Annotated in this window: 21 protein-coding genes; 13 read left to right on the plus strand and 8 right to left on the minus strand. The window is 39.0% G+C overall.

The features are described from left to right. Positions 1-34 precede the first annotated feature (34 nt). On the plus strand, positions 35-1,429 hold the full coding sequence (locus D9K81_RS04905) for a methylenetetrahydrofolate reductase C-terminal domain-containing protein (protein ID WP_120374059.1): 1,395 nt from the start codon (positions 35-37) through the stop codon (positions 1,427-1,429). Positions 1,430-1,438: 9 nt separating this feature from the next. Here the strand turns inward: D9K81_RS04905 and D9K81_RS04910 are convergent, their stop codons facing one another. Beyond that, entirely contained in the window at positions 1,439-2,107 is a 669-nt protein-coding gene (locus D9K81_RS04910) for an epoxyqueuosine reductase QueH (RefSeq protein WP_120374060.1), read from the minus strand. A 590-nt stretch (positions 2,108-2,697) separates the two neighbouring features. Between D9K81_RS04910 and D9K81_RS04915 the strand changes: the two genes are divergently transcribed. The 5 genes from D9K81_RS04915 to D9K81_RS04935 all read left to right on the plus strand — a co-directional run bounded on the left by D9K81_RS04915 (position 2,698) and on the right by D9K81_RS04935 (position 7,908). Then, on the plus strand, positions 2,698-3,999 hold the full coding sequence (locus tag D9K81_RS04915) for an MFS transporter (protein WP_120374061.1): 1,302 nt from the start codon (positions 2,698-2,700) through the stop codon (positions 3,997-3,999). A gap of 408 nt (positions 4,000-4,407) precedes the next feature. Next, on the plus strand, positions 4,408-5,397 hold the full coding sequence (locus D9K81_RS04920) for a putative oxygenase MesX (RefSeq protein WP_120374062.1): 990 nt from the start codon (positions 4,408-4,410) through the stop codon (positions 5,395-5,397). A gap of 38 nt (positions 5,398-5,435) precedes the next feature. Then, on the plus strand, positions 5,436-6,464 hold the full coding sequence (locus D9K81_RS04925) for a methionine synthase (RefSeq protein WP_120374063.1): 1,029 nt from the start codon (positions 5,436-5,438) through the stop codon (positions 6,462-6,464). A gap of 103 nt (positions 6,465-6,567) precedes the next feature. Then, complete coding sequence (locus D9K81_RS04930) at positions 6,568-7,062, plus strand: flavin reductase (RefSeq protein ID WP_120374171.1); 495 nt, start codon at positions 6,568-6,570, stop codon at positions 7,060-7,062. A gap of 45 nt (positions 7,063-7,107) precedes the next feature. Then, the gene (locus D9K81_RS04935) at positions 7,108-7,908 is read left to right on the plus strand and encodes a sulfite exporter TauE/SafE family protein (protein ID WP_120374064.1); all 801 of its coding nucleotides are present in this window, start codon (positions 7,108-7,110) and stop codon (positions 7,906-7,908) included. A gap of 111 nt (positions 7,909-8,019) precedes the next feature. Here D9K81_RS04935 and D9K81_RS04940 read toward each other — a convergent pair whose 3' ends face one another. From D9K81_RS04940 to D9K81_RS04970, 7 genes are all read right to left on the minus strand, one after another. Further along, the gene (locus D9K81_RS04940) at positions 8,020-8,349 is read right to left on the minus strand and encodes a DMT family transporter (RefSeq protein WP_120374065.1); all 330 of its coding nucleotides are present in this window, start codon (positions 8,347-8,349) and stop codon (positions 8,020-8,022) included. Positions 8,350-8,356: 7 nt separating this feature from the next. After that, the gene (locus tag D9K81_RS04945) at positions 8,357-9,238 is read right to left on the minus strand and encodes a hypothetical protein (protein ID WP_120374066.1); all 882 of its coding nucleotides are present in this window, start codon (positions 9,236-9,238) and stop codon (positions 8,357-8,359) included. Beyond that, on the minus strand, positions 9,235-10,254 hold the full coding sequence (locus D9K81_RS04950) for an isopenicillin N synthase family dioxygenase (RefSeq protein ID WP_120374067.1): 1,020 nt from the start codon (positions 10,252-10,254) through the stop codon (positions 9,235-9,237). The genes D9K81_RS04945 and D9K81_RS04950 overlap by 4 nt, the downstream gene beginning before the upstream one ends. Positions 10,255-10,336: 82 nt before the next feature. After that, positions 10,337-11,218, minus strand: coding sequence for an ABC transporter ATP-binding protein (locus D9K81_RS04955; protein ID WP_120374068.1), 882 nt, complete (start codon positions 11,216-11,218; stop codon positions 10,337-10,339). Next, positions 11,218-12,162 carry an ABC transporter permease gene (locus D9K81_RS04960; RefSeq protein ID WP_120374069.1) on the minus strand — a complete coding sequence of 315 codons (945 nt, stop codon included), beginning with the start codon at positions 12,160-12,162 and terminating at the stop codon, positions 11,218-11,220. The genes D9K81_RS04955 and D9K81_RS04960 overlap by 1 nt, the downstream gene beginning before the upstream one ends. 188 nt (positions 12,163-12,350) lie before the next feature. Continuing rightward, the gene (locus tag D9K81_RS04965; protein WP_120374070.1) at positions 12,351-13,052 is read right to left on the minus strand and encodes a Sir2 family NAD-dependent protein deacetylase; all 702 of its coding nucleotides are present in this window, start codon (positions 13,050-13,052) and stop codon (positions 12,351-12,353) included. Positions 13,053-13,404: 352 nt separating this feature from the next. After that, positions 13,405-14,757 carry an 8-oxoguanine deaminase gene (locus D9K81_RS04970; protein WP_120374071.1) on the minus strand — a complete coding sequence of 451 codons (1,353 nt, stop codon included), beginning with the start codon at positions 14,755-14,757 and terminating at the stop codon, positions 13,405-13,407. Positions 14,758-15,083: 326 nt separating this feature from the next. Here D9K81_RS04970 and D9K81_RS04975 point away from each other — a divergent pair, with 326 nt between their 5' ends. The 7 genes from D9K81_RS04975 to D9K81_RS05005 all read left to right on the plus strand — a co-directional run bounded on the left by D9K81_RS04975 (position 15,084) and on the right by D9K81_RS05005 (position 23,362). Further along, complete coding sequence (locus D9K81_RS04975) at positions 15,084-16,139, plus strand: aromatic ring-hydroxylating oxygenase subunit alpha (protein ID WP_120374072.1); 1,056 nt, start codon at positions 15,084-15,086, stop codon at positions 16,137-16,139. Positions 16,140-16,241: 102 nt separating this feature from the next. After that, a complete protein-coding gene (locus D9K81_RS04980; protein ID WP_120374073.1) occupies positions 16,242-16,727 on the plus strand; it encodes a nucleoside deaminase in 486 nt (161 codons plus the stop codon). Between the two features lie 207 nt (positions 16,728-16,934). Beyond that, the gene (locus D9K81_RS04985; RefSeq protein ID WP_120374074.1) at positions 16,935-18,008 is read left to right on the plus strand and encodes a BMP family ABC transporter substrate-binding protein; all 1,074 of its coding nucleotides are present in this window, start codon (positions 16,935-16,937) and stop codon (positions 18,006-18,008) included. A gap of 82 nt (positions 18,009-18,090) precedes the next feature. Continuing rightward, complete coding sequence (locus D9K81_RS04990; RefSeq protein ID WP_120374172.1) at positions 18,091-19,080, plus strand: isopenicillin N synthase family dioxygenase; 990 nt, start codon at positions 18,091-18,093, stop codon at positions 19,078-19,080. Positions 19,081-19,473: 393 nt separating this feature from the next. Further along, complete coding sequence (locus tag D9K81_RS04995; RefSeq protein WP_120374075.1) at positions 19,474-20,574, plus strand: BMP family ABC transporter substrate-binding protein; 1,101 nt, start codon at positions 19,474-19,476, stop codon at positions 20,572-20,574. An 80-nt stretch (positions 20,575-20,654) separates the two neighbouring features. After that, positions 20,655-22,250: an ABC transporter ATP-binding protein gene (locus D9K81_RS05000; protein WP_120374076.1), complete on the plus strand. Its 1,596-nt coding sequence runs from the start codon at positions 20,655-20,657 to the stop codon at positions 22,248-22,250. Between the two features lie 20 nt (positions 22,251-22,270). Beyond that, positions 22,271-23,362 (plus strand): ABC transporter permease, encoded by a 1,092-nt coding sequence (locus D9K81_RS05005; protein WP_120374077.1) that lies wholly within the window; start codon positions 22,271-22,273, stop codon positions 23,360-23,362. Positions 23,363-23,370: the final 8 nt, after the last annotated feature.

A 23,370-nucleotide genomic window follows, 5' to 3' on the forward strand; every position in this document is an offset into this window, starting at 1 on the left:
GCTCTAAACACATCTATTTAATTTTTACGATTTTATGTCTTCGTTATCTTCCTATTTTCAGCAAAACCAGTTTTGTATTTTGGTGGAATATCTCACGTCATTAAATGAGATTTTTCCAGTTAAGACGCAATTTGCAGGCTATCCATCTGTGATGACTTTGGCTGATCGTGTGCATTCAGACCATGATATGGCACCGCTAGAAGCCAGTAAGCTGTATCCACAGAAGGTTGAAAAAGTTCTGCACTTTGCCGGAAAAGGGAGAGATATTGATGATTTTGAATTATTTTTAAAACAAGCACATGCCATAAATATTCAAAATTTACTTTTGCTGACAGGTGATAAGCTAAAAGAACATAAGGATGGTCAACATGGGGCTGAACGTAGCCGATATTTAGAATCAGTCAATGCTGTTATGGCGGCAAAAAAAGCGGGCGGTTTCTGTATAGGGGTTGCATTTAATCCATTTAAATATGCGGAAGCAGAGCGAGATGCACAATATTTAAAATTACATAAAAAAATTAAAGCTGGTGCGGATTTTATTATTACTCAATTGGGCTATGACATAGACGCGCTCAAGCAAGCCAAGGCATTTTTAACACAGCATGACTATGCACAAAAAATACTAGCGTGTGTGATGCCACTGAGTTTGGCACGCGCCAAATTTATGCTGAAACATAAAGTCGCGGGTATTGTGATTACGCCATATATGCTGAAAGTTTTAGAAGACGAAAAGCTAGCAGGTCTGTCTGAGCGGGTGTACCTACGTTGTGCATTGCAAATCCTTATCTGTAAGCAGTTGGGTTTTGCAGGTGTTGATTTATCGGCATGCCATAAGCCAGAAGAGCAAGCGTTATTAGAAAGTTATATAGAACAATATCGCCATTTAGATTTGAATGCGCTTGAAAAATTATGGAATGAACTTTGGCAGATTCACACTGGCAAAGAATTACAGCCTGAATTGAGCTCTTTTTCCCGTCCGCCTTCATCAAAACAGCTCATTAAATACCATCAATTGCACTTAATGCATGATGCATTGTTTGATTCAAAATTAGCAAAAGGCATGGGACGATTTATTTTTAAAGCGCCATTTTGGGAGCGAGCAGGGGCTGCAAAAACTTTACTGAAAACGGAATATCTCAGTAAGCATGGTGTAGTTGGATGTGAAAGCTGTGGACAGTGCCGTTTGGGCGATACCTTATATATTTGTCCTGAAACTTGCCCCAAAGGTTTAGCCAACGGGCCATGTGGCGGTACAAGTTTAGACCGCTGTGAATTTGGCGACCGTGAGTGTATTCATTCGGTGAAGGCACGACTTGCCAAAGCAGTCGAGCAAACACAAATATTAAAAGAAAAGCTGATTCCAACCGTACCCATTGAGGTGCGTGGAACCAGCTCTTGGAAAAATTGGTACTTAGCGACGGAAGCCTAGACTAAATATTTAGTCTTCGTTATCCATTGCATTTGAATAGAATTTTACACCCAGTTTAATTCGGTCACGGCCTTGGCTCATGCGCCAGCGGTTGGTATCTCTGAGTGAATATACACAGCCACAGTATTCTTGCTGATAAAATTCTTCTTTTTTACTAATCTCGAGCATGCGCACAGCACCGCCATTTTTACGCCAGTTATAGTCCCAATAAGTGATGCCATCATAATGAGAAGCAGAACGATGTCCGCAATCATTAATTTGCTTCATATCTTTCCAGCGAGAGATGCCGAGTGAACTACTGATCAAACTAAAACCATGTTCTGCAGCGTAAAGCGCAGTGCGTTCAAAGCGCATGTCAAAACACATGGTACAGCGAATACCTTTTTCAGGCTCATTTTCCATACCTTTAGCTCGTGCAAACCAATTGTCGGTATCGTAATCACAGTCTATAAACGGAATGTTGTGCTTTTCTGCAAAGCGAATATTTTCTTCTTTACGGATTTCGTATTCTTTTACAGGATGAATATTTGGGTTGTAAAAGAAAATTGAAAAATTGATACCTGATTCAATTAAAGTTTCCATGACTTCGCCAGAACATGGCGCACAGCAAGAGTGCAGTAAAAGTTTGTCATGACCTGCTGGGAGAGTCAGTTTTTGACGTTCAAGTTTGTTAGACATAGTTATATAGAGCTGAATCTAAACCATATATTTTAGCAATATAAATATCTCTTAATTATTCAATATGCTGAGATATTCTAATGTTAGGATGAAGCTTTTTCATGACCTCAAAATTTGCCCAAAATCTAGAAATATAAAAATTTATGACTGAGTATTTTTTTCAATCTCATTGAAAACACAGCACTAAGAAGTAGAGTTTTGAATATATAAAAATTAGTATAAAATATTGATATATTTAACTTTAATTTATTTTTTGATTGATTTTTCAGCCATATCTAAAAAATTCAGAATGTCTATTGATACAAATAAAGATAATTATTGATCTAAATAAAAAAGTGAATTGTATTCATGTTTTGGTGAGTAAAGATCGCTTTATGCACGTATTACTTGCTGTATAAATTGATTTATACCGAAATATTTTAGAATTTGAAGTACATATTTTAAATGAAGACTTTTTAGCATTTAAGAATTAAACCAATCACTTAAAAATATTTCGTTCAGTTTAGATCTAAGTCGCCGTCATTTTTGCAACGCATGGGAACGGCTTGATTTATGTCTTGTTATCGTTTTCAAAGTTATGATGATTTTCCATGGAATATGTAGCACACGAAACACAACCCCATAATCCAAACTCTAAGACACGGGTCTTATTTGCAAGTTTGGTGGGTACGACAATCGAATTTTTCGACTTTTATATTTATGCGACGGCAGCAGTGTTAGTTTTCCCACATCTGTTTTTCCCAGAAAGTAGCGGTAGTGCTGCATTACTTCAATCTTTAGCGACGTTTTCAATTGCGTTTGTAGCTCGTCCAATTGGTGCTGTAATTTTTGGGCATCTTGGAGATCGAATTGGCCGTAAAGCGACATTGGTAACTGCATTATTATTAATGGGAATTTCTACGATTTGTATTGGATTACTACCAACTTATGCGCAAATTGGCGTGGCTGCACCGATATTATTGGCATTGTGTCGTTTGGGGCAAGGGCTTGGCCTGAGTGGTGAGTGGAGCGGGGCTGTATTGTTTGCAACTGAAAATGCACCTAAGGGTAAACGTGCATGGTATGGCATGTTCCCGCAACTTGGCTCTCCAATTGGCTTTATTCTTGCTGCAAGCTCATTTTTATTATTAGGTGCTTTTTTATCTAATGAAGAATTTATGGCATGGGGATGGAGAATTCCATTTATTGCCAGTGCATTATTAGTATTTGTTGGGCTATATATTCGCTTAAAATTACATGAATCTCCAGCATTTCAAAATGTTTTGAATAAACAAACTGCATCTAAAGTCCCTTTTAAAGACGTTGTATCAACGCATTTGGGCAAGGTTGTACTAGGTACTTTAGCAACTGTTTGTACCTTAGTTGTATTTTATTTAATGACAGTATTTGCATTGAATTGGGGGACAAACGTATTAGGCTATAGCCGAGACGATTTTTTGAAAATGCAAATGGTTGCAACCTTATGTTTTGGCTTATGTATTCCATTGTCAGCAATGATGGCTGAAAAATTTGGTCGAAAAAGAACATCTATCGCGATTTGTATTCTGACAATTATTTTTGGTTTGTTTTTCTCCACCTTCTTTGTTGCACAAAATGCAGTTTCTGTTTTAATTTTTCTGTGCCTTGGTTTAGGTATTATGGGTTTAACCTATGGACCGCTTGGCACGATTTTGTCAGAGATCTTTCCAGTCTCTGTTCGATATACAGGATCAGCTTTAGCCTATAATTTCGGTAGCATTTTAGGCGCATCTTTTGCACCATTAATAGCAACAAAATTAGCAGAAACTTATGGTCTATATGCAGTGGGTTATTATTTATGTATTGCTGCAGCTGTATCATTATTTGCCTTTGTTTGTATTCGAGAAACGAAAGATGATGACATTATGTGCTAATTAATCTTATAAATTTATGATAGGCAGGCTTATTCATATCTATAGTGAATAAGCCTTTTGTTCGCTCAAATCTATATCGTATCGATAAAGTCGTGATTCGGTTTTCATCAACTTTAAATATGCACCGACTGTGCACTGCTTTTTTATAACTGATCTAAAAGTACTGCATCTTTTTTCAAAAGATAAACTTACAAATATCAACTTATAGTCATTATCAAATTAAATCGATATATCCAGATGTTCAGAAATGCTGATGTGTTGGCTCTACATGCACTTACAGCCAAACAACTTAAACATTAGTATTTTTCATCTTTAGTTGAATTTATATCGTTTTACTCATGTTCTTATTCACGCTTAAATACACTCATTGAGAAATATTAACTTTTTTAGATTTGGGTAGCGATCTCCATGAGTAAAGCATTTGAATGTTCAATCAAACGCATTCGTTTTGATGAGAATTACGAACCAGCAAACAATACACGTTTAACGACTAACTTTGCTAATTTGGCACGCGGTGAGCACCGTGAAGAAAACTTGCGTCGTACATTGGCAATGATTAATAACCGTTTCAATACTTTGGCAAGCTGTGATAATCCAAATGCTGATCGTTATTCATTAGAAATCGATATTATTTCTGCGGAATTAGATGTTGAAGGTAATGGTCAAACTTTCCCATTCATCGAAACATTAAAAAGTACAATCATCGATCACAAAACCAATGAACGTATTGAAGGCATGATCGGCAATAGCTTTTCATCATACGTACGTGATTATGATTTCAGTGTGGTATTGCCTGCACTGGGTTGTAAATTTAATGAAAAACCTGAAGATTTTGGTGACTTACACGGTAAGTTGTACAAGCACCTTGTGAACTCTGAAGTGTTTAAAGCTGAATTTAAAAAGCAACCTGTGATTTGTTTAAGTATTTCAACTACAAAAACTTATTATCGTACTGCAAATGTGCATCCAATCTTGGGCGTGGAATACACCAATGATGATTATTCACGTACTGATGACTACTTTGCAAAAATGGGCTTAAGTGTTCGTTACTTCAAACCTGAAAATGCAACTGCGCCATTGGCATTCTATTCTGCGAATAACTTGCTGAGCGACTATACAGATTTTGAACTGATCAGTGCAATCAGTACAATGGAAAGCTTCCAAAAAATCTATCGTCCTGAAATTTATAACACTAATGCAACTGCAGGCCTAGTGTATCAACCGAGCTTGAACTATCAGGATTATTCACTTACTCGTATTGTGTATGACCGTGTTGAACGTGGTCAGTTGGCTGTTAAGCAAGGTAAATGGACAGAAGAAAACTTCATTCAGCCGTATAAAAACATTCTTGATGAATGGGCTGCAAACTTTAGCATTTCAAACACAGAAGTTGCTTAAACACAATTTTAAACTGAATTTTAGATAGAAGATTAGACATGGCTATTTTACTCCCAACTTCAACAGCAGGAAGCTTACCAAAACCATCTTGGTTGGCAGAACCTGAAAAATTATGGTCTGCATGGAAGCTAGAAGGTGAAGAGCTTCTTGAAGCAAAACGTGATGCGTTAAAACTATCTTTGCATGAGCAAGTTCGTGCTGGTATTGATATTGTGAGTGACGGTGAGCAAACTCGTCAGCACTTTGTAACCACGTTTATTGAACATCTTGAAGGTGTAGATTTCGAAAAACGTGAAACAATGCGTATTCGTAACCGTTACGATGCCAGCGTGCCTTCAGTCGTTGGTGAAGTATCTCGTAAAAAAGCTGTGTTTGTAGATGATGCTAAATTTTTACGTACCCAAACCAATCAGCCAATTAAATGGGCACTTCCAGGCCCAATGACTATGATTGATACGCTTTACGATGGTCACTATAAGAGCCGTGAAAAATTGGCTTTGGAATTTGCTAAAATCCTTAACCAAGAAGCGTTAGAGCTTGAAGCAGCTGGTGTAGACATCATCCAGTTTGATGAGCCTGCATTTAACGTATTCTTTGATGAAGTCAATGATTGGGGTATTCCGACTTTAGAGCGTGCGCTTGAAGGCCTGAAGTGTGAAACAGCAGTACACATTTGTTATGGTTATGGCATTAAAGCCAACACAGATTGGAAACAGACTTTAGGTAATGAATGGCGCCAATATGAAGAGTCATTCCCTAAACTACAACAGTCTAAACTTGATATTATCTCGCTAGAATGCCAAAACTCACGTGTACCTATGGATTTGATTGAACTGATCCGTGGTAAGAAAGTAATGGTGGGTGCAATTGATGTTGCAACCAATCAAGTTGAAACACCTGAAGAAGTAGCGAATACTTTACGCAAAGCATTACAGTTTGTAGATGCAGATAAGCTTTATCCTTCAACAAACTGTGGTATGGCACCGTTATCTCGCCAAGTCGCACAAGGCAAATTGAATGCTTTAAGTGCAGGTGCTGCCATCGTTCGTCAAGAACTGACAGCATAAATTCTGAGCTGGCTCAATTTCATGTCAGGCTAAGAGAAATTTAAGTTTTCTCAAACCTTACATGATCATGAGTCAAGCCATATATACCATTGAGATGAAAGAGATGATTGAAGCAACTGATTTTAGAAATGCAATGTCTTTATTAACCACTGCAGTTAATGTGATTACGACTGAAGGTAAAGCAGGCATGCATGGATTTACAGCATCAGCAGTATGCAGTGTGACAGATGCACCGCCAACATTGCTGGTTTGTATGAATCAATCATCTCGTTCTCATGCGCATTTTCTTGAAAATAAAGTTCTGTCTGTGAATGTATTGGGTGCACAGCATGAACACATTTCAAATGCATTTGCTTCAAGTAAATTTAATTCCGAAGAACGTTTCAAACTCGGTTCTTGGACCACATTAGAAACAAGTTCGCCGGTGTTAAAAGATGCTTTAGTCAGTTTTGATTGTCAGATTGAACAAATTCAAGAAGTGGGTACGCACAGTGTATTTATGTGCCGTGTGGTCGCAATTAAGCAAAGTCAGCAGGAAGAAAGTTTGGTGTATTTCAACCGTGCTTATCATGCTGTTGGTCAAGTGGAGTTGGCTTAAACCAGCCAGACTTCTTCAACACAACTCTTTAAAAGTACCTATTTCGTGGAACTCATTACTTTCTTAATTATTGGTGCATTTGCTGGTTTTGCCGCAGGGCTATTTGGCGTTGGCGGCGGCACCATCATTGTACCGCTGCTATATATTGTGTTTAGTCAAATGGGCTATAGCCCTGATGTGATTATGCATTTGGCACTTGGGACGTCCTTGGCCACTATTGTGGTGACCTCAATTAGCTCATTAATGGCACACCATAAAAATGGTGCTGTAATTTGGCCTGTGTTTAAAAATTTAGCACCGCCTATGGCGATTGGCTGTTTTGCAGGGGCAGGTATTGCAGGCTGGCTTTCAGGTTTGCATTTGCAAATGATTGTCGGGGTGTTTTTATTGTGGGTGGCTTATACCATGTTTATGGGGGCAAAAAAGCCAGTAGATTCAAGCAAAGAACTACCATCTACAGCTAAGCAAATTGCAGCAGGTTCTGGTATTGGTGTGGCTTCAGCCATCTTTGGAATTGGTGGCGGAAGTATTACTGTGCCGTATTTAACAGCCAATGGCGTAGTGATGCAAAAAGCGGTTGGTACTTCTGCAGCATGTGGCTTACCTATTGCAATTGCGGGTGCATTGGGCTTTATGTTTTTTGGTATGCAACAGCATGTTGAAATTCCAAATACTATTGGCTTTATTCATATCTATGCTTTTTTAGGCATTAGTGTGATGAGTTTCTTTACCGCCAAATTTGGTGCGAAAACAGCGCACGCACTCTCTCCAGCAGTACTCAAAAAATGTTTTGCTGTATTGCTGTGTGTAGTTGGCTGTTTTTTCCTAGTTAAAGGTATTTTATAAAACTGAATTGGCCTAAATAGCTCATTGAAATCCGCTCTAATATGTATGCGCATATTAGAGCGTTTTTATTGATAACGATTAAATAATTAAAACCTTAAAAAGATTTGTTTTTTAAAGCTCTGTGCTTTTAGAAAAAACATTGATGATCACAATACCGAATAAAATAAAGGCCAAACCAATCATGGCGGGTAGGTCAAGATTCTGTTTAAATACAATCCAGCCGACACATGAAATGAGCACAATACCTGCAGCAGACCACATGGCGTAGGCCAAACCCATTGGAATCGATTTAAACGTTAAGCCTAAAAAGAATAGGGCAATGGCATAGCCGAATATGGTAAAAATAATTGGCACAAGTTCTGTAAAGCCATTACTGGCTTTTAAGGCCGAGGTTGCAATTACTTCAGCAATTATCGCAATTACTAAATACAAAAACGACATGATATTCCTATAAACATTCTACTGCATGATGCATCAGGTGCTGTTTTTCATTTAATAGCCAATCGGCGCTTTGCATGGTGGTATCTGTAGTATGTTGAAATACATAATCAGGCACATAAACATCCACTTCAAAAACGAGTTGGTGTTCATAACCGCCAATCAAAATGCTTTGCATTAAGTGGGATTCATCAATGATTTTAAAACTTTCAAAATTAAACGGTTGATCTTGCTGAGCAGAAGTCGTGCTGTAATGTTTATGCCTACCACCGAGCGCAATTGATACTTCAAAGCTTTCAATCACGGCATTTTCAATAGAAGATGCTGTTTGCATGTCTATGGTGGACACGGTTTGTTGATCTTCAGGTAAACGGCTGAGTGCAAAAGCCATCTGATGACCGCAAATAATTAAACCTCCGTCCATTTGTAATAATTGATCGGTTTCAACGTTGAGCACTGACTTCAAACGTAGGCCTAAAAATAAGCCTTCACGCGCTTGCTGACGCCAATCTTCGACATACACATTACTTGGAGAGAATTCTAAAATGCTGTTACCAATCGCGTGAAGTTTGGCAGGTTCTGGCCATTGAACATGATTCTGATAATTTGAATAGGGATGAACCTGCCAAGATAACAATTGCTGCGTAGCATCCCATTCAGTATTGCCAATCCAGCCCTGGCGCTCATGAATAGGCGTGCCTATGCGCTTTTTTAAACGTAGATCGATAGTAAAACTACGTGATTGAAACCAATACACAATGGTTTTTTCATCCGTTAAGCCATTAAAAAAAGTAATGCTTTTACGGCGGAAAGCGCCATATAAATAGTTCGGAATACAACCCGAAATATGTTGGCTTGGCGGGAGCTGTTCTAAGGCTTGGAATAAATTCACACCGTTTCTCCCCGATTATCGTTGATAGATTCACACAGACCAAAAGAAGACAGTGGCACAGCATTATTTAAAATGAGTTCACCAGAAGCGACACGTTTTTTAAGATAATTGAAGGTTTGCGCAGTTTGGTTAAATAAATGTTCACCACCAATTAAAGGCTGATATTGAGCTGGTTCATGAGAAGGTACAGGCTCAATAACCGTGTCATAATTACAAGCACAGAATAATGGGAAAGAGTAACGTTCTTCAGCCACTTTTCTAACTCGATGTTTAGTGGCTAAATATTTGCCATTCGACAAAATTTCCATCATGTCGCCAATGTTCATCACTAAAGTGTTTTCAATTAAAGGAATATCTATCCATTCACCTTGCTTGTTCAACACTTGTAAGCCAGGCGCGGTGGGCAATAGCAAGGTAAAACATTCATAATCTGTATGTGCGCCAATCCCTTCCGCATCTTTCACTTCAGGGTTATAGGGGTAATGAATGAGGCGAAGTTGGCTAGTGGCATGAGTAATTTTGGCATCAAAAAAATGCTCATCCACATTTAGGGCTAAAGCAAAAGCTTGAAAGATCTGCTCGCTAATGTCACGCAAATGACGGTAGTAAGCACTGACCGTCTGTTTAAACACTTCATCATTGGGCCATAGCGTTGGGCCGAGTAAAGGAAATTGAGTCATTTCGCCACAATAGTCATAATTGACGTCATAGGCTTCTTTCAAATCATAGCTGTTACCTGAAAATTGCTCTTCACCAATGGGCACATAACCACTGTGGTTTTTAGATAGCCCAATATAGTGTTGCATTTTAGTGGCAGTATCTTGCTGAAAATAACGCTGAGCCACCAGAATTAGAGCGCGTGCAAAATCAAAATTGAACTGGTCACCTTTTAAATAAAGAAAACCCACATCTTTACAAGCCTGATCCAGAGCATTGGCTACTTCTAAACGGTCTGATAGGTCTGCGCTCTGCATTTTGGAAATATCAACCAAAGGCAAAACATAAGATTCATTCATCTTCAATTCCTCTATAGTTGGCCGTCCAACGCTGTAGTACATCATTTAGGCCGTCCTAAAGATGAAGAAAGAGTAATAACTGTTACTTTTGTATACTCACTTGGGTCATACGCGGAATTTTAGGTAAGTTTTCCAATGCTGGATCAAGTTCGTCTTCCTGTGCATGCACCAAAAAATCCACCCGCTCGCGCAGTTGCTTAAACTCTGGTGTAAGCATGAGTTCAGGATTTCGCGGACGTGGTAAATCGACCTCAATAATTTCTTTAATTTCACCAGGATTCGCTTTTAAAGCTACAATCCGATCCGCCAATAAAATCGCTTCATCCATGTCATGAGTTACAAAAATAATCGTAATATCAATATTTTGCCAAAGATCCATTAAATGCTTTTGCATTTTTTGACGGGTATGCGGATCGAGTGCCCCAAAAGGTTCATCCATTAATAAAATTTTGGGTTCATTGACCAGCGCACGGGCAATTGCAACGCGCTGTTTCATACCGCCAGAAAGCTGATGTGGGTACTGATCTTGGTATTTTTCTAAGCCAATAATATCAATCCATTCACGGGCACTAGATTCAGCAGAAGCATTACTTGCACCTTTCATTAAAGGGCCAAACATCACATTTTCTTTGACAGTTTTCCATGGAAAAAGGGTATAGCCCTGAAATACCATGCCACGTTCAGGGCTCGGGCCTTTAATAGTTTGACCATCGACCAGTAATTCACCACTGCTGTATGGGTCGAGTCCCGCCACAATTCGGCTAAACGTAGACTTACCACAACCTGATGGGCCAATCACACAGATAAATTCACGCTTATGAATTTTCAAATCCAGCTGATTTAAAATGGTGCGTTCAGTTTTGCCATGCTTAAAGCTTTGGGTCAGTTTTTTAGCTTCTAAAATGACAGGGCGCGCATAAATAGCATCGAAATATGTAGTGGCATTAAATTCTGTGTTATTCATTATTTTGCTCCTGCTTTCCATTTAAATAGATGTTGTCCCAATTTCATTAGAACGACATCACACACCAAACCAATTACCCCAATAATCAGAATCGCAGCGTAAACATTGTCAAAGTTTTGGTAACGCGCTTGTTGGGTAATAAACCAGGTAATGCCAGACGTTGTGCCGATCAGTTCAGATACGATCAAATATGTCCAAGCCCAGCCAAGCAACACACGTAAGTCACGGTAAATATCTGGCAGTGCCGAAGGAATCACCACATGAAATAAGCTTTTCATTTTGTTGGTGCCTAAAGTAAAACCTGCTTCGATCAGGCTACGGTCGACCATACGAGTGGTATTGGCAATAATCAGAATTTGCTGAAACAGTGTACCAATCACAATAATCGCAATCTTGGGCGCATCATTAATACCTAAAATGGCAACAGCTAATGCGCCAAAAGCAGGTGCGGGTAAATAGCGAAAAAACTCAACAAAGGGTTCGGTCAGTTGCGATATTGTTTGAGAAAAACCACACAAGATGCCTAGTGGAATACCCACCAATGAAGCAATAAAAAATGCACTAAACACAATTTTGATACTGTGCCACAAGCTTTGATGAAACCATGGCGCATCTGGCTGTGCTGGAGGTGTAATAAAGGCGGTTACCAGTGCTTTTGCAACTTCATGCGGTGCAGGTAAATAAATTGGATTGACCAATTTACCTTGAGGTGGTGCAACTCCAGCATTCACGGCAGATTGTGCTTCGGCATAAAATACGGCTTTATCTACACGGCTATCAACTTGCAAATACGGCACACTGCCAGACTGAGTAATTTGTACCTGTGGATGCCATAAAAATGGCAAATAACTCACTGCACACCAAATAAGCACAGGAATTAAAAATGATCCTAAGCCAAGCAATAGCTTACTTTTTGGACTGAGCTCTCTTGCGACATAACCCATACTGACCAAGCCCCAATATTACTTTTTTAATAAAACGTAATACTGTTAAGCAATTAGAATGCCAAAGGCCTGTATGCCGTGATTTAATTACAATGTACGAGGTTTAATGGAACAAATACTTAAAAAAGCTTGCCTCTTCCGTAGGCAATATGGTTTTTATTGATCAATGTTGAGGCTAAAATGTACTTTTATGGCGCAACTAGTTGTTGAAACAGTTTTTTCATCCCTTCGCTAGCGCCTTCTTTAATCAATTCATATTGCTGAGGTACGCGCTGATAATCTGCTTTCGGGTCAATATAAAATGCACGGCAACTCGGGCGAATCTGGTGAATCAGACCAGCTACAGGGTAGACCGCTAAACTCGTACCAATCACAATAAAAATATCTGCGGTTTGCACACTTATGCTGGCATCTTCATAGGCAGGAACGGCTTCACCAAACCATACTACATGTGGCCTGAGCGGATAACCATCAGGGCATTTGTCTGTATCTAAATTTAAATCAGAACTTTCAATTTCAAATAATTCTTCAGGATGTTGAGTCTGAGGGCCAGAGCTTTTAGCGTAGCGAATATGACCATGCAAATGCAGAACATTTTGACTACCTGCACGTTCGTGTAAGTCATCAATATTTTGTGTAATCACTTCCACATCAAAAAAATCATCAAGCTCTGCAATTAATTGATGCGCTGTATTTGGCACTGCTGCTAAAATACGTTTACGTCGTGCATTATAAAAGCGTTGCACCAAATCAGGGTTACGGGCCCAAGCTTCAGGTGTGGCTACATCCTCTATACGATGTTGATCCCATAAACCATCACTGTCACGAAAGGTTTCAATCCCGCTTTCTGCACTCATGCCAGCACCTGAAAATACCACAACTTTTTGCATCGTCCTTGCACCTGTTTTGTTCAATGTTCTAAATTTAAATAATCCGTTTAAGATATACGTTGCGCATAAATTTGTCACATCAGAGGGCAAATCAATTTAAGCTCTGACAATAAATACATTATCCATTCTTAAATTAAAAATGTTCACAAACTGTATTTTTTAATAGTTTTCAAATTTTCCTAAACCTCTCCTAAAAAGAGAGGTAACTTTATGAAATGTTTTATTAAAGGGTCAGTGATTTATGAAATACCTTTAATACATAACTAATACTAATAGTATTGAACTCACTTGTGCGGTGTTTTCTAGTTAGCATAGATGTTTAAACCCTTTATAAATTTAGGGATCTTCAAGTTTAGGCCGCCAATAATGCCTTTGCCGCCAAACGATGTTTAGCTTGCAGTTCATCTAAATCAATATTCAGCAACGTTTGGTTTTTTACCACCCATTTGCCATTCACCATGACGTGCTCTGCATGATCTGCACCACATAAAAGCAAAGCGGCAATAGGATCATGTGCGCCCGAAAACTTGATATCATCAAGTGCATAACAGGCTAAGTCTGCTTGAAAACCCACCGCTAACTGCCCCAAATGTTGCTCACGACCAAGTAGCTGTGCAGAACCTTTTGTCGCCCAGCCTAAAGCTAGCTCTGGAGTAATAATTTCCGCTCCATATTTAAGGCGCTGTAAATACATTCCTTGACGTGCCTCAAGTATTAAATTAGAGGCATCACCAGAGGCTGAACCATCTACACCTAAACCAAGTGGACTACCGGCTTGCATTAGGTCTATCGTTGGGCAAATTCCAGAGGCAAGACGCATGTTAGAATGTGGGCAGTGACAAATTCCCACTTTAGCTTGGCCTAAGCGTTGAATTTCCTCACTATTAAAATGTATGCCATGCGCCAACCAAGTTCGCTCATTTAGCCAACCGACGCTTTCCAAATAATCTACGGTACGCATTCCAAATCGATTTAAACAAAAGTTTTCTTCATCAATGGTTTCAGCTAAGTGCGTATGTAAGCGCACGTCCAAATCTTGAGCTAATTTGGCACTTTCTTTCATAATGTCTTGTGTGACTGAAAAAGGTGAGCAGGGTGCAAGTGCAATATTCACCATGGCATCAGCACTGCGTTGGTGGTACTTGCTGACTAAACGTTCTGAGTCTTTTAAAATAATATCCATATCTTGCACAGTATGCTGTGGTGGTAAGCCACCTTCATTTTGCCCCAAGCTCATCGAACCACGGGTTAGCATCACGCGTAGGCCAATCTCTGTGGAAGCATTGACCTGTATATCAATGGCATCGGTTAATTGTTGTGGAAATAAATAATGATGATCGGCGGCGAAGGTGCAGCCAGAAAGTAAAAGTTCCGATAGCGCAATTTGAGTCGCTAAGTGCAGTTGCTCAGGATTCAGCTTTGCCCAAACGGGGTATAAAGTGGTTAACCATGGAAAAAGTGGTGCATTAACTACAGGTGCCCATGCACGGGTAAGGGTTTGATAAAAATGATGATGACTATTGATTAAACCTGGGGTAATCACCAATTGAGAGGCATCAAAAAAAGCATCGTAGGCATGCTTTGGGTTTTGTCCAAGTGCAATCAATTCAATAATTTTACCGTTTGAAATCAGCAGACCGCCACGTGCATCTTGATCATTGGCGGTAAAAATAGCCATGGGATTTTTAATCCAGAGCGTTGTCATAAACTAACCATATACAAATCATGATGCGGTGCATGCATACAATTTTTGTACCAGACATTCAAATTTTCAAAAATAAGATGGTACTAAGTTTGGCTTAAGCGGTTATTTATTCTTTAAATGTAAATACAGCAATACCTTAAGGGAAAATGTGATTTATACAATTTGGCTTATATTTTGAGTGTTCTAATTATTAGAACAAAATGTTAGAAACATTCTAATAGACAGAAAATTAATAAAAACATTAATTTAAAAACATCAGGCAACAGCCATTTTTTCTTGTTTAGTACAAGAATTTCAGCAAAATTAATGCTATTCGTGAGTCTATTATGAACGCTATTCCAGTCCTCAATTTATTTAGCCAACCGCAATGCAGTCAATTTGAAGCATCGGATTGGAATATTTTGGCACAGCATTGGTATCCAGTTGCGCGTGTTCAGGATGTGACTACAGAACCGCAACAAGTGATTTTATTAGATGTCAAAATGGCTCTGTACAAAACAGAAAGTGGCCAAATTCATCTTGTGCGTAATATTTGCCCACACCGTGGTGTACCTTTAACTAAGGGTTGGGTAGAAGGTGAAGAAATTGTCTGCCCTTATCATGGCTTACGCTATAACGCAGCAGGAAAATGTAGCAAAATTCCTGCGCAACCAGAACTGACAAAAATATCAGATCGTTTTAGCCTAACGAAATTTCCAGTAGTAGAAAAATATGGGCTGATTTGGACCAGTTTATTTAGTCGAAATGAGCAAGAAGCTAATTTTCCAGTGCTTGAAACTTGGGATCATGCAGATCATCAAGCTATTTTACCGCCCTATGTGGATATCGCGGGTTCAAGTGGCCGTCAATTAGAAGGCTTTATTGATGTTGCACATTTTGCTTGGGTACATCATGAAGCTTTTGCAGAACGTGATAATCCTGTCGTGCCTAAATACCATACTGAAAGAACCGATTATGGACTGAAAAGTATATATATATCAGATGTCAGTAATTATCCGCATGGTCTACAGCATTTAGCTCCAAAAGACTTTTTGTGGACCCGTGAGTTTGATGTCTATCCACCATTTTCAGCGACCTTAACGGTGTATTTTCCAAATGATGGTGTATTAAAAATCTTAAACGCATGCTGCCCTGTGTCACATAACCAAACACGCTTATTTGTACCACTTACACGCAATTTTGACACCACAGGTGACTTACAAGCTGTATATGACTTTAATGCACAAATTTTTGCGGAAGATCAAGAGATGGTGGAAAGTCAAAAACCAGAAGAACTTCCGTTGGATATTACGATGGAGGCACATTTTGAAGCCGATCGTTCTTCTACGACCTATCGCCGCATATTGGCAGAATGGGGGTTGAGTAAACGATATATTGTATAAATTGATTATATTAAGCACTTTTAAATAAAGGTGCTTTTTTATTTGAAAATAAAATATTTTCACTGATTTAATATTTTATAAGATTTATTTTAGGTATTTAGTATGAAAAAACCTACACAGGAACAGATTATAAAGTTCTTAAAGATTTCGAATGAAGTCGCACAACGTGCAATCTCTTTAGGCCATCACCCATTTGGTGCAGTATTGGTAGCCCCAGACCATGAAACAGTACTATTAACCCAGTGTAATATTGATACTGTGAATCATGCAGAATCAACTTTGGCTCGAGTGGCGTGCAGTAATTATACGCCCGAATTTTTATGGAACTGCACCTTATACACCAGCGTAGAACCTTGCTGTATGTGTGCGGGCACTATTTATTGGGCCAATATTGGGCGTGTGGTATTTGCCATGACTGAAGAAAAATTATTGGCCTGTACTGCAAATCATGGGGAAAATCCAACCATGAGCATTCCTGCATCTTATGTGTTTAAACATGGTCAAAAAGACATTGAATTGATTGGTCCAATTGAAGAATTAGAGCCTGAAATTATGCAAGTACAGGCTGGTTTTTGGGCAACACGATAGATGGATCTATTTTAATTCTAGATAAACTATAGTTTTAATTGGTTTTAATATTTTAAATATAAACGAGCTAATTTATTTTATGGTTAATTTTTAATATTTTAAATAATAAGTTAAATTTGATTATTTTTGGAATGTTAATTGCATATTATTAAAGTGTTTAAAAATTCAGAATTTTAAGTTGAAAATTATCAAAGGTGGGGCGGTCTAATGCAATTTAAGAAGAAAGTATTTGTCAGTGCTTTAACAGTTTTAGCAATTGGAGTTTCGAGCTTAGCCCAAGCCAAAGAGCAAGCCGCTTTTGTGTATTTAGGCCCAACGAGTGATCATGGCTGGTCTTATTCACATGAACAAGGGCGTATCAAAGCAGATAAAGCTTTGGCTGGAAAATATCAAACTACTTTTGTTGAGAATGTGCCTGAAACAGCAGATGCTGAGCGTGTTATTCGTAATTTGGCACAAAAGGGCAATAAAGTTATTTTTGGAACGTCCTTTGGGTATATGAATTCGATGGAAAAAGTTGCTAAGCAATTTCCAAATACCGTATTTATGCATGCAACAGGTTATAAACAGGGCAAAAACTTAGGTGTATATGAAACTCGTACCTATGAAGGTGCATATATGTTAGGTGTAGTCGCCGGGCAAAAAACCAAAACCAATACGATTGGTGTAGTTGCTTCGTTTCCTATTCCTGAGGTGGTACGTAATATTAATGCCTATACATTAGGGGCTCAAAGCGTAAACCCCAATGTAAAAACCAAAGTCATTTGGGCCAATACATGGTTTAACCCGGGGAAAGAGCGTGAAGCGGCTTTAGCACTGATTGCGCAAAAAGCAGATGTACTCATGCAAAACACGGATTCGCCAGCTGTAGTGCAAGCTGCTGAGCAAAAAGGTGTATATGCATTTGGCTGGAACTCAGATATGACCAAGTTTGGCCCTAAAGCGCATTTGGCTGCTGCTGTACTGCACTGGGAAAAAATTTATGAACCAGTGATGAAAGATGTGTTGGCAAAAAAATGGAAGACTAGCGCAATTAAATATGGCGTAAAACAAGGCGCTGTGAATATTGAAAACTTTGGCCCAAATACCACGCCAGAAATGAAAGCCAAGGCGATTGCAACACGTGATGCAATAGCAAAAGGAACCTTACATCCATTTAGTGGCCCTATTTATAAGCAAGATGGAAGCCTATTGATTGCAAAAGGAAAATCTCTCACTGATGTCGACTTATCTAAAACTAATTATTACGTGAAGGGTGTAGAGGGCGCATTTCCTAAATAAACACAGTCGTCATTTAAAATTATTTAAATCTTAGTTTGTGCGCTATTTAAAGCGCACATTGATGCCCATAGGTACACAGACCATGACCAGTATTCCAGTTTTAGATTTGAGTGAAGCACTTGTATCAGGCTCAAATCAGGCGCATGCCGTAGTGGCTTTATTAAGAGATGCAGCCACGCATTCGGGTTTTTTTTATGTTAAAAATCATGGCATACCAACTACACTCATTCAGCGCCAATTTAGCTTATGTGAAAAAATATTCAATTTGCCTTTGGCTACCAAACTCAAGTATGACCAAAGTTTAAATGTCAGTCATTTAGGCTTTGAACAATTGGCTGCTCAAAAATCTGATTACAGTGGTAAGCCAGATTTAAAAGAGGGATTTTATTGCGGTAAAAATTATGCCAGCGATCATCCTTATGTTTTGGCGCATTATCAAGGTTATGGCATCAATCAATGGCCACATGCCGAAGTGCCAGAAATGGAGCAACAATGTCAGGAATATATTCAAGCACTTAGCGAGTTAGCAAAGCGTATTATGCAACTCTTGGCCTTGGCATTAAATTTAGGTGAACATTATTTTGATGACTGCTGTCATGATCCGATGATGACGCTAAAAATGCTCCGTTATCCGCCACATCCAGCAGATGCATCCTCAGATAGCTATGGTGTAGGTGCACATACAGATTGGGGCTCTATTACCATTTTGGCACAAGACAGCTGTGGCGGTTTAGAAGTATGTTTACCCGATGGAACATGGGTCACAGCACCACCTATTGATGGAACTTTTGTGGTGAATTTAGGAGATCTTATTCCACGGTGGAGCAATGATTTATTTAAATCTAATCCACATCGGGTACGTAATGTGTATGCTGGCGGAAATTCTCGTTATTCAATTCCATTTTTTTATGGGCCAAATTATATGACAGCAATTAATGCCTTACCCGGAACTTTAGTTGATGGCGAGGACTATCGTTACAGTCCCTGCACCGCAGGCGAACACATGGAAGAAATGTATATGAAAGCCTATGACTTAAGTCAAGAAGAACAAAAAATACTCGAAAAAATCTAAAATAAATAATTGGTACCTACAGCCGAGTAGCCTTAAAAAGTACTCGGCTTTTTTATTTATATATGCACAAAAAAATACACTTGCGCCAAAAAAAAGCATTTTTGAATTGAAGCTGAAAAATATAAAGCAGGCCTGAAAAATCTGAGCTATAGATTAGAAAATAATAAAACTTATAAACTCATAAGATATTGTATTTATTATATAAAAATACAGATTAATGTTCTAAAAAATAGAACAAGGTGTCTATGTTTTAATTTTTATTAACTTTGGAATGGAACTTGCTAATTAACAGAAAGTGAACACAACAAATTTAAACCGATGTTCAATTTTTGAATTTCTAAGCTGTTGTAATGACAACAATTAGAAATACAGTCAGTTAATGGGAGTAGTTTCATGCCAAAAAAATATAGCTTTAAAACTCAGCTAAAAAAAATCGTTTTAACCTTAAGTACAGCAACACTTTTGGGTGCGTCATTGACCACTACCGCAAATGCAGTAGATAAAGCAGCCTTTGTTTATATTGGACCAACCAGTGATCATGGCTGGACATATTCACATGATCAAGGCCGTATTAAAGCTGAAAAGGCATTAGCAGGTAAATATAAAACATCTCATATTGAAAATGTGCCAGAAACTGCCGATGCAGAACGTGTTATTCGAAATTTGGCGCAACAGGGCAATAAAGTCATTTTTGGTACGTCTTTTGGTTATATGAACCAAATGGAAAAAGTAGCCAAACAATTTCCAAATACTGTATTTATGCATGCAACAGGCTATAAGCAAGGCAAAAATTTAGGTGTATATGATGTGCGCACTTATGAGGGTGCATACATGCTGGGTGTCGTGGCTGGTCAGCAAACTAAAAAGAATACCTTAGGCGTGGTTGGGTCTTTCCCAATTCCAGAAGTGGTACGTAACATTAATGCTTATACCTTAGGTGCGCAAAGCGTCAATCCAAAAATTAAAACCAAAGTCATTTGGGTGAACTCTTGGTTTAACCCTGGTAAAGAGCGTGATGCTGCATTGGCTTTAATTGCTCAAAATGCCGATGTGCTCATGCAAAACACAGACTCTCCAGCAGTGGTACAAGCCGCTGAACAAAAAGGTGTTTATGCCTTTGGTTGGGATTCAGACATGAGCAAATTTGGTGCCAAAGCACAGTTGGCAGCCTCTGTTTTACATTGGGAAAAAATTTATACGCCAGTTATGCAACAAGTTGCGAATAAAACATGGAAACCAAGCGCAATGTGGTATGGCGTAAAACAAGATGCGGTCAAAATTGAAAACTTCGCACCATTTTTACCAGCTAATGTGAAACAAAAAGCCCTTAGCGTACAAAGTGCAATTCATAAAGGAACTTTACATCCATTTACAGGCCCAATTTATAAACAAGACGGTAGCCTCGTTTTGGCAAAAGGCAAAACAATGAGCGATGCTGAATTGAGCAAAATGAACTTTTATGTGAAAGGTGTAGAAGGCGCACTGCCAAAATAAAGCAAAGACTGCCTAGATACACTGTGTCTAGGCGCGATCCAAGCCATACAGCATAGATTTTAAAGATGAGAGCTTGAGGTATGAATGCATTTCAACATGAACCTGACCTAAATCTGAATAGAGCGCCAAGCATTGCCATTCCTCGTCTTGAGCTCCTTAATATTTGTAAAAATTACAATTCATTGAAAGCCAATGACCATATTAATTTGAAAGTTCAAGCGGGTCATATTCACGCGATTCTAGGTGAAAATGGTGCTGGAAAAAGCACCTTGATGAAAATTATTTATGGCGCAACCAAAGCCGATCAAGGGCAAATTATTTGGAATGGTAAAGAAGTTAGAATCGACAATCCCTCTATGGCCCGTAAGCTAGGTATTGGGATGGTTTATCAGCATTTTTCTTTGTTTGAAACCTTAACCGTTGCACAAAATATTCTATTAGGACTAGATGAAAAAATTGATCTCGCCAGCTTGCATCAAAAAATTCGAGACGTTTCTGAGCAATATGGGTTACCTGTAGACCCAAGACGTGAAGTTCATTCTTTATCGGTCGGTGAACGACAACGTGTTGAAATTATTCGTTGCCTACTACAAAACCCATCTTTAATTATTTTGGATGAACCGACATCTGTGCTTACACCACAAGCAGTACAACAGCTATTTAAAACTTTAAAACTGTTGGCATCTCAAGGTGTCTCTATTTTATATATCAGCCATAAGTTACACGAAATTAAAGCGCTGTGTGATGAAGCCACTATTCTTAGAAATGGTCAGGTGACAGGTCATGTTTTGCCTAAAGATAATTCTACGAGCGATTTAGCGAAATTGATGATTGGGCGTGAATTGCCGACTTATGTGCATGCTGACTACACAGGTGATAAAGCAACCTACTTTGAAATCTCCAATTTATCCAAAACAGCTGATGATCCTTTTGGCGTGTCTTTAGCAGGTATTAATCTCAATATTCAAGCTGGTGAAATTATGGGCATTGCTGGAATATCAGGCAATGGTCAGGCGGAGCTCTTGGCATTGCTTTCAGGGGAGTCTTTTTCTGAACAAGGCAAAATCTGGCTTAAAGGTCAAAATATTACCCAATTAAATGCAGGTGAGCGTCGGGATTTAGGCTTAGGTTTTGTACCAGAAGAACGTCTCGGTCGCGGTGCTGTTCCTGCCATGACGCTGTCTGAAAATACATTGCTGACTGCATTTCGACGTGGGCTTACACGCTTGGGATTAATTAACTTTGCAAAAACCAAAACGTTTGCAGAAAACTGTATTCAAAATTTTGGCGTTAAAGCTGCAGGCGCACATGCAGAAGCACGTTCATTGTCGGGTGGTAATTTGCAAAAATTTATTGTCGGTCGTGAAATTTTACAACAGCCCAAGTTTCTAATTATTTCTCAGCCTACGTGGGGCGTAGATGTCGGCGCGTCAATGTTTATTCGCCAAACCTTAATTGATTTATCACGTACAGGCGTCGCGATTTTAGTGATTTCAGAAGAGCTAGAAGAGTTATTCGAAATTAGCGATCGAATCTGTGTGCTTGCCTCAGGCAAGCTTTCGCTCCCGCAAGCAACGACCAGTACAAATGCAGAACAAATTGGCTTGCTAATGTCGGGCATATCTTCACAACCATCCGATCAGCATGACGGCCACAAGCCTGAATTACATGCATAGCAAGGCATAGAGGTGAATCCATGTATTTATTAGAACCGAGGGAAAAGCCCTCACAACTCATGAGATGGTTATCTCCAATCATCGCACTTATTGCCATGCTGGTTGTTGGAAGTTTATTGTTTTTTCTTTTGGGTGTAAACCCAGCAAAAGCGCTATATATCTTTTTTATTGAACCACTGACTTCAATTTATAGCTTAAGCGAATTGGTCATTAAAGCCAGTCCACTCATTTTAATTGCGCTTGGCCTTGCCATTGGTTTTCGGGCCAAACTATTCAACATTGGTGCAGAAGGTCAGCTCACCATGGGGGCCATTTTGGGTGGTGGCATTGCTATTTTATTTCATGACCAAATGGGCTGGTGGATTTTACCCCTCATGATTGTTATGGGCGCGATTGGTGGTGCATTTTGGGGACTTATTCCTGCCTTTTTAAAGACTCATTTTAATGCAGAAGAAACCCTAACCACGCTCATGATGAACTATGTAGCTTTGTTTGTTTTGTTGTACTTGGTGAATGGGCCATGGCGTGATCCAGATGGCATGAACTTCCCACAATCTGTAATGTTTGGCGAAAGTGCCACGTTGCCTTTTATTGTGGAAGGTACACGTGTCAATGTATCCATCTTTTTAACATTGTTGGCTGCAGTTATATTTTGGTTCTTTATTAAAAAAAGCATGACTGCCTACAAACTAGAAGTGAGTGGTCAAGCACCTTTAGCTGCACAATATGCTGGCTTTTCTTCTAAAAAAGCCGTTTGGTTAAGCTTAGGCATCTCAGGGCTTATGGCGGGTATTGCGGGCATTTGTGAAGTTGCTGGCCCAATTGGGCAACTCAATCCAAACATCTCTCCAGGTTATGGCTATGCAGCTATTATCGTGGCTTATTTAGGTCGCTTAAACCCGATTGGAATTGTACTTGCAGGCCTCTTGATGGCACTCCTTTACCTTGGTGGTGAAATGGCACAAATGCAATTACAGCTGTCTGTCGCGATTACAGGTATTTTCCAAGGATTATTACTATTTTTCTTGCTGGCTTCAGATGTCCTGATTGAAAAACGCTATCGCTTTGCCAAAAAGAAAATTAAACCTGTCACGAATGCTAGTGTGGCTTAAATCAAGAG

Origin of the sequence: Acinetobacter chengduensis, assembly GCF_003664645.1 — a bacterium.
Classification (GTDB): Bacteria; Pseudomonadota; Gammaproteobacteria; order Pseudomonadales; family Moraxellaceae; genus Acinetobacter; species Acinetobacter chengduensis.

Excerpts from the sequence above, each read along its gene's own strand:
- D9K81_RS04905 (WP_120374059.1), top strand. The coding sequence starts at position 35 with ATGTCTTCGTTATCTTCCTATTTTCAGCAAAACCAGTTTTGTATTTTG.
- D9K81_RS04910 (WP_120374060.1), bottom strand. The coding sequence starts at position 2,107 with ATGTCTAACAAACTTGAACGTCAAAAACTGACTCTCCCAGCAGGTCAT.
- D9K81_RS04915 (WP_120374061.1), top strand. The coding sequence starts at position 2,698 with ATGGAATATGTAGCACACGAAACACAACCCCATAATCCAAACTCTAAG.
- D9K81_RS04920 (WP_120374062.1), top strand. The coding sequence starts at position 4,408 with ATGAGTAAAGCATTTGAATGTTCAATCAAACGCATTCGTTTTGATGAG.
- D9K81_RS04925 (WP_120374063.1), top strand. The coding sequence starts at position 5,436 with ATGGCTATTTTACTCCCAACTTCAACAGCAGGAAGCTTACCAAAACCA.
- D9K81_RS04930 (WP_120374171.1), top strand. The coding sequence starts at position 6,568 with ATGATTGAAGCAACTGATTTTAGAAATGCAATGTCTTTATTAACCACT.
- D9K81_RS04940 (WP_120374065.1), bottom strand. The coding sequence starts at position 8,349 with ATGTCGTTTTTGTATTTAGTAATTGCGATAATTGCTGAAGTAATTGCA.
- D9K81_RS04950 (WP_120374067.1), bottom strand. The coding sequence starts at position 10,254 with ATGAATGAATCTTATGTTTTGCCTTTGGTTGATATTTCCAAAATGCAG.
- D9K81_RS04955 (WP_120374068.1), bottom strand. The coding sequence starts at position 11,218 with ATGAATAACACAGAATTTAATGCCACTACATATTTCGATGCTATTTAT.
- D9K81_RS04960 (WP_120374069.1), bottom strand. The coding sequence starts at position 12,162 with ATGGGTTATGTCGCAAGAGAGCTCAGTCCAAAAAGTAAGCTATTGCTT.
- D9K81_RS04965 (WP_120374070.1), bottom strand. The coding sequence starts at position 13,052 with ATGCAAAAAGTTGTGGTATTTTCAGGTGCTGGCATGAGTGCAGAAAGC.
- D9K81_RS04970 (WP_120374071.1), bottom strand. The coding sequence starts at position 14,757 with ATGACAACGCTCTGGATTAAAAATCCCATGGCTATTTTTACCGCCAAT.
- D9K81_RS04975 (WP_120374072.1), top strand. The coding sequence starts at position 15,084 with ATGAACGCTATTCCAGTCCTCAATTTATTTAGCCAACCGCAATGCAGT.
- D9K81_RS04980 (WP_120374073.1), top strand. The coding sequence starts at position 16,242 with ATGAAAAAACCTACACAGGAACAGATTATAAAGTTCTTAAAGATTTCG.
- D9K81_RS04985 (WP_120374074.1), top strand. The coding sequence starts at position 16,935 with ATGCAATTTAAGAAGAAAGTATTTGTCAGTGCTTTAACAGTTTTAGCA.
- D9K81_RS04990 (WP_120374172.1), top strand. The coding sequence starts at position 18,091 with ATGACCAGTATTCCAGTTTTAGATTTGAGTGAAGCACTTGTATCAGGC.
- D9K81_RS04995 (WP_120374075.1), top strand. The coding sequence starts at position 19,474 with ATGCCAAAAAAATATAGCTTTAAAACTCAGCTAAAAAAAATCGTTTTA.
- D9K81_RS05000 (WP_120374076.1), top strand. The coding sequence starts at position 20,655 with ATGAATGCATTTCAACATGAACCTGACCTAAATCTGAATAGAGCGCCA.
- D9K81_RS05005 (WP_120374077.1), top strand. The coding sequence starts at position 22,271 with ATGTATTTATTAGAACCGAGGGAAAAGCCCTCACAACTCATGAGATGG.